Source organism: Gammaproteobacteria bacterium (assembly GCA_022340215.1).
In the GTDB taxonomy this organism is placed as follows: domain Bacteria; phylum Pseudomonadota; class Gammaproteobacteria; order JAJDOJ01; family JAJDOJ01; genus JAJDOJ01.
In genome coordinates this window covers 1-6,309 of sequence record JAJDOJ010000153.1, presented here as the reverse complement: position 1 = coordinate 6,309, position 6,309 = coordinate 1, and the positions used below count along the sequence as shown (strand labels likewise).

The window sequence follows — 6,309 nt, the reverse complement described above, 5'->3', positions numbered from 1 at the left end:
AATCCTCCGGCGCGGCAAGCATGGAACCCTCGCCCTCGAAACCGCCCGGGGAGGTCTTCAGCAGCCACTCGTGACCGGCCCGAGGCGTACTGGCGTCGAAGTGCTCGGCCTCGATCACCACCAGACCACCGGCGGACTGCTCGTAGGCTGCCCCCCGTGCGACCCCGGCGTTAAGTGCCAGAAGGGAGATCGCTAAGAGGCTCGCGACCTTCGGCCACAGCCGATCGAAACGCCATGTTCCACAGCCCGAACCCCATCTCGAAAACTTGCCGATTGGGCTGATTATCCTAACCATGCCATGCAAAACCAGTACAACTCCATTCCAATAAAAACAAATCATTACAACAAGTAACGAGAATCTAATAAACCTCTATCGCAGACCTGTGCGACCAATATAGCGCACTCAATAACCTACTACCTAATTACAAGACTCCTTTGACAGGATCCTTGACTCCCGTCACATTATGTGGCCACCGGAGCAGACCGAACCCTTTGATCCGGAGGTGGGTGTGTCCGGGACCGAGAGTCTGCGGGCATTCGAAACATTGTCCTACCCAAGAAATGTGACGTCAGAATGACACCAGGATCATCCAATTGGTATCATCCAAAGGGCCGAGTAACCCGCTACCAATCCCATGTTGAAAGCGGCAGTCACGGAGTCGTGCAACGTGATCGGCACCTTCCCTACCCAATTCGGTGTTCCAGTCCATGAAGCCTGCGAAGTGAATCTCCCCGATACCGCGGTTGACGGTGTGGGTTCAGAAGGCGGGGCGGATCATTGCAAAAAGACCTTTCGACATTGACCAAAATGATAGAAAACGAAACAGGAAACGAACGGATCAGACAGACCAGCTACGAGCGGCAAGGGGCTGGACGCCTCTTTCTATTATCTCATATGCTGGGGTTATTTCTTCTAATGCCATTCATGGTTGGCGTGGTTCTGGCGCATTCTCCGCACGATATTGTGGACGTGCTGGCGGTATCTCCCGGATTCGATCAGGACGGCACAATTTTCGTCGGCAATACGAGTCACCTTCTCCGATCTCAAGACGGCGGTTATGAGTGGAACGAGCTATCCGACGGGCTGGACAATCAGACCTATTTTTCCGCCGTCGAGATATCACCCGACTTTGTAACCGACAGAACCGTCTTCGTCTCCACGTTCGGTGACGGGATCTACCGGTCCACCGATCGGGGAAATTCCTGGCACAAGGCTAGCGCCGGATTGCCGGGGGGACAGGTTACGGGGCTTGCCATTTCTCCGGATTATTCCGTTGACGGGGTGGTCCTCGCCATCGTCGAGGGTGAAGGCCTGTTTCGTTCCGAGAGCCGGGGTCGGAACTGGCGACGCGTGCTGGCCGCCGGTGTGGAGTCAGTGGCGATCTCGCAAAGCGTCTCATCGAAGCTTGCGGTTGCCGGAGGTGCCGCGGGACGGCTGTATCGCTCCACCGACGGTGGTGACACCTGGAAAGTGGTTGGCAAGAGTGATGTGGACGGGGTGGTCACGGCAATCGCGATCGCTGCCGGCGAGCCACCGGCTCGGGACGTGGTGTTCATCGGGACGGAGAGCGGGACGCTGTACCGGAGTGACGATGCGGGAGAACGATTCGAACGAGTGAGAGATGGTTTTGGAGATAAGGCGGCGCCGATTGTAGCGGTTTCCGTCTCACCTGAATACGCGAACGACCACACGGTAATTGTGTCAACCTGGGAAGAGGCCGCCTTCATTTCGGCCGATGGCGGAGCCGAATGGGAAAAGAGGTCGAGCGGGCTGACCACGGACCCTCAGTCCAATTCGGCTAAATACAAATCGCCGAGCTTCCGGGAAGCGGTTTTCTCAGGAGCATACGGGCGCGACAGAACCATATTCCTTGCCGGTTTCGACGGGCTCTTCGTCTCGACAGATGTCGGACAAAGCTGGCAGCAGGCGGAGATTCTACCGGTTCGGTTGATCAAGGCGCTGGCAACCGAAGACGCGGGTGATGGCAAGGTGGTCATCGGTCTGGGTACCTACGGCGGTGGGGCCTACTTTTCCGAGGACGGCGGTGACACCTGGGTCGTTGGCAATCGTGGCCTGACCCGGACGCGTCTTTCCAAGCTCACGTTTTCCGACAACTTCGCCGAAGACAGGACAATCTATTCCGGCGCCTATGGAAAACTGCTTAAGTCTGTGGACGGTGGGGAGAGCTGGACGGCCACTGGCCATGGTGAGGAGAAGGATTTCGTATATGACGCGAAAAGTTTCCTTAGCAAGGTGTTGAGGAAGCTCGGTATGGATTCCCTGAACGATGCCTGGTTTCCGGCGCATACCTTCCAGGATCCGTATCCAACCGTCGTCGCGGTCGCCCCTGATGGGAAGACGCTGTTCTTCGGTACCCGCTGGCATGGTATCTATCGTTCCGGAGATGCCGGCAGGACTTCGACCCTGTTGTGGGACGCCGAATATCACGCCGTCACCGGTCTGTACCTGTCGCCGGATTTCTCGAATGACCAGACCCTTTTCGCAACCGTGAGAACGCTCGGTGTCGCAAAATCGACCGATGCCGGCGAGTCCTGGACGCTGGCCAATATCGGTCTCGACCCCGTAAACGCATGGAGGGAGCAAACCGAGGCGCACCGAACCGCCATGGACGTGGAATTGGCGATGCCAGACAATTTCGATAAGACAGGGTGGCTGGCGGCCGGGACCACTGCCGGTCTGTACTTTTCGACCGATGGTGGTGGGACCTGGAAAAACTCGGGTGCAAGCGAAGTCAACGGCAGTATCGAGGCGATCGCGGTATCACCCGAATTCGAAAAGACTCGCACCATAGCTGTTAGTGTCAAAGGCAAGGGGCTGTTTATCAGCAGCGACAGCGGCGAGACCTTCGACAGACCGTCCGGGATTCCGATCGATCGGATACGCTATCTGGCCTTCTCTAAGCGCTACCCTCGTGATCACACGCTGTACGCGGCATCCGACGAAAACCTCTACCGGTCTGTCGACGGGGGGGCGCGATGGTCATTGGTCTCCAGACCGGTACGATACGAGAATACCAGGGAGCCGGTGCGCTTCACCGGGACCTGGAGTCGGCAGGAGGGAGACGCGTTCAGCGGCTTAAACGCGACCTGGTCCGATTCTCCCGGTGATCGAGCCGATCTGAACTTTGTCGGCACCGGTGTCGCCTGGATCGGCAATTCGGGACCGGAATCCGGCAGGGCGGAGGTCACTATCGACGATACCCTGGTGGAAACTGTAGACCTGTATGGAGAGAAGAACGGTGTGAGGGAGGTATTCAGGAACGGGGGCCTTCCCTATGGGCCGCACACCATTGCGGTGGTGGTTTCAGGCGACCGAAATCCCCTCTCGACGGGCAGCCGGGTGTCTATCGACGCCTTCGATATCGCGCCATGAGCCTTTTTATCGGTGGCTGATGCAGCCACCGCTCCCGGTACTGGATGATGTCTGATACGAGGCGAGGTTCACGGATCGTCAATCGGCTGTTGGTCGGTGCCAGCCGGGCGAACTACGGTCTCGCGAAGCGCTACTACTTTTCGAACCAGGAAAAGGTATACAGGAGTTACGCCGAGCCACCCCTGTTGGTCTATCAGATGGGCAAGGTCGGCTCATCGACTGCTGTCGCCACGCTGAAGACGGTGAATCTCGATGCACCGATTTATCACGTTCACTTTCTCTCCCCCGATCTCGTCCAGAAGTACGAGGAAAAGCGCAGGCCCTACCTCAGGACGCACAAGGTCGGGGCCCTACAACACATTTGGCAATACCAGTTCATCCGCAGACACCTGCAGGAACCGGGACGTACGGGAAAGTGGCGGGTCATCTCGCTGGTGCGCGATCCGGTAGCGCGTAATCTAGCGACCTTTTTCGAGCATATCGAGGTCCTGTCAGAGGATGGCGATTGCTGGGACCTGAAATCATGGGAATACGAGTTCGAAACCCGGGTATGCAGGGACGATCAGGTCCGACTGATCGACCTATTCTACGAAAAGTGCAGGCACGAGACACCGCTGGTGTATTTCGACCGGGAATTCCGGGACGTCCTCGGTTTCGATATCTTTGAATTCGAGTTTCCGGTGGAACAAGGTTACCAAATCAGTCGCGGTGACAACGCAGATTTTCTGGTGATCCGGCTGGAGGACCTGAACCGTTGTGCGGCACAGGCCTTCTCGGAGTTCCTGGGAGTCGACGGGTTTCAATTGATCAACCGGAATGTCGGTGACGGCAAGGAGTACGCGGAGATCTACGACCGCTTCAAACGCATCATCAAACTACCGTCCGACTACCTCGACAGGATGTATGACTCGAAATTTTCGAGACACTTCTATACAGAGGTGGAAATCGCCGAATTCCGGAAGCGCTGGGTCCGGCAGTAGCCGGTTCCCGCCACTACTAACCTGTCGACCGGGACGGCGGCAGCTTCCCGCAAGATTCGCTGTGACGAATTCTGAGGGCAGCGCTAAGGCGATTGCCGGAAAATGGCATACCAGATTGCGCCGGATTTTCGTTCGTCATCAAGGCGCGACGACAGGCGCATAGTCAAACTATGTCACTGTTGTCGCAACACAGAGGACGGACGAAAAGACAAGCAGGATGGTATGTCATTTGATAGAAATCGCCTAAGATCGCGCGTCGATCACACATTCGAGAGCATCGAGACATGATTAAACTTGCCTTCTACGCCTTCTGCCTGACACTGGGTACAACCGCGGCCATCGCCGCTGATCCCCAGGAAGTCGATGCATACGCTGCGGAGGCCCGCGCGGCGGGAACTCAGCTCTTCATCGAACTCAAGAAGGTGGTCACAGAGGCGGCACAGGCCAAAGGTGCCGCGGCGGCCATCGAGGTCTGCAACGTCAAGGCGCTGCCAACCTCCCAGCGGGTCTCTGAGGAGACCGGTATGGACGTGGGACGGACCAGCCACAAGTTGCGTAACCCGAAGAATGCGCCGGACGCCTGGGAGAAGAAGGTCCTGGCGGACTTTCAGGCACGCAAGGCCGCAGGGGAACCTCTGGAGGAAATGGAGTACTACGAGGTGGTCGACGACAACGGTAAGGAGGTCTTCCGCTATATGAAGGCGATCCCGCTGGGTGGGGTGTGCTTCAACTGCCATGGAACCAGCCTCAAGCCCGAGGTCAAGGCCAGGCTGGATGAACTCTATCCGGAAGACAAGGCCCGCGGCTTCATTCCTGGGGACCTGCGAGGGGCCCTGACCATCAAGAAAGACCTGTAGGATTCGTCCGATCCGACCCGGCACCGGACCACATCGTACATACATTCTGCGAGGGCGGAACGGGCTTCGCCCTTGCGACATGTCGTGATGAGAAACGGTCCCGGGTCGTATTCAGCGCGTCGATAACCTCGAAGATGGTCGCCGCATCAGCGGGCCTGATGTCTACGCCCACCATTCCAAAGCCGAATCCATCCTGATCGCCGAGCCAACTCACCACTTTCGAACCTCGTGTAAAAGCAGTGCCCGGGGAGACGGCCAAACCGGCCGCGAGCCATTTGCCTGGCACCAGGATGATCAAGCTTTGACGTGCGCCGTGGGAAGGCGGTGCTATCCCAGTGGGTGAGAGACCCACCCGGCAACTTTCGCTCCAGCCGGAAGCAATCGGAGCAGTCATGGAGGTAACGAAGTGGCTGAAGCCTCTGGTGTAGAGGGTCACCTAGGGTGACTTGGCGAGTGTGCAGGCCGGAACGCGAGTGAACGCTGAGCAAGCCTCGAAAAGGGTAATGCGAAGGCCGACCCGTCGGACAATGCGGGGAAGGCTGGCATGGCTGGGGAAGAGAGCGAACAAGGCACCCAGCCACTTCGCCGGGGTATTGGCGACAGCATGTACACAAGGGAAGCATACGCAACACGGGAAGCCCCTTGGCGTGCCAACAAGGGCGCGCCGGGCGTGGACCGGCAGGACTTCACGGAGGTTGAGGCGTACGGGGTGGAGCGATGGCTGGGTGAACTGGCGCAAGCCCTGAAAGGGTCCCGGAAGGGGAGTTCGACTTCCTCGGGTACACGTTCGGACGGCTCTATTCACCGCAGCGGGCGTCCCTATCTCGGGGCGAAACCGTCGCGCAAGAGTGTCAAGCACGTGGTCGAGAAGATCCACGCGCTGACAGCCCGGACCGGGACAGGGCAGGGCAGGAAACCACAGAGGTGGTGGAGAGCTTACACCACCATGCGGTTGCGCCGGTGGTTGTGCAAGAAACACAAAGTACGCAGGAATGGGTTGCTCGTATATCCCCACGAGTATCTCTACCAGACCCTCGGTCTGGTCTGCCTACCGAAGTCGAAGCGCAACGTGCCGTGG

The 6,309-nt window shown here is 58.1% G+C and carries 5 protein-coding genes; 4 read left to right on the top strand and 1 reads right to left on the bottom strand.

From position 1 onward, the window contains the following. On the bottom strand, positions 1-295 hold a 295-nt coding region (locus tag LJE91_11030; GenBank protein MCG6869226.1), incomplete at its 3' end, for a hypothetical protein. 621 nt (positions 296-916) lie between these two features. On the opposite strand from LJE91_11030, the gene LJE91_11025 reads away from it, so the two are divergent. From LJE91_11025 to LJE91_11010, 4 genes are all read left to right on the top strand, one after another. Continuing rightward, the gene (locus LJE91_11025; protein MCG6869225.1) at positions 917-3,394 is read left to right on the top strand and encodes a hypothetical protein; all 2,478 of its coding nucleotides are present in this window, start codon (positions 917-919) and stop codon (positions 3,392-3,394) included. 44 nt (positions 3,395-3,438) lie between these two features. After that, positions 3,439-4,374, top strand: coding sequence for a putative capsular polysaccharide synthesis family protein (locus tag LJE91_11020; protein MCG6869224.1), 936 nt, complete (start codon positions 3,439-3,441; stop codon positions 4,372-4,374). A 284-nt stretch (positions 4,375-4,658) separates the two neighbouring features. Next, a complete protein-coding gene (locus LJE91_11015) occupies positions 4,659-5,231 on the top strand; it encodes a DUF3365 domain-containing protein (GenBank protein ID MCG6869223.1) in 573 nt (190 codons plus the stop codon). Positions 5,232-5,775: 544 nt separating this feature from the next. Continuing rightward, positions 5,776-6,309: hypothetical protein (locus tag LJE91_11010; GenBank protein MCG6869222.1), on the top strand; the 534-nt coding region annotated here is incomplete at its 3' end.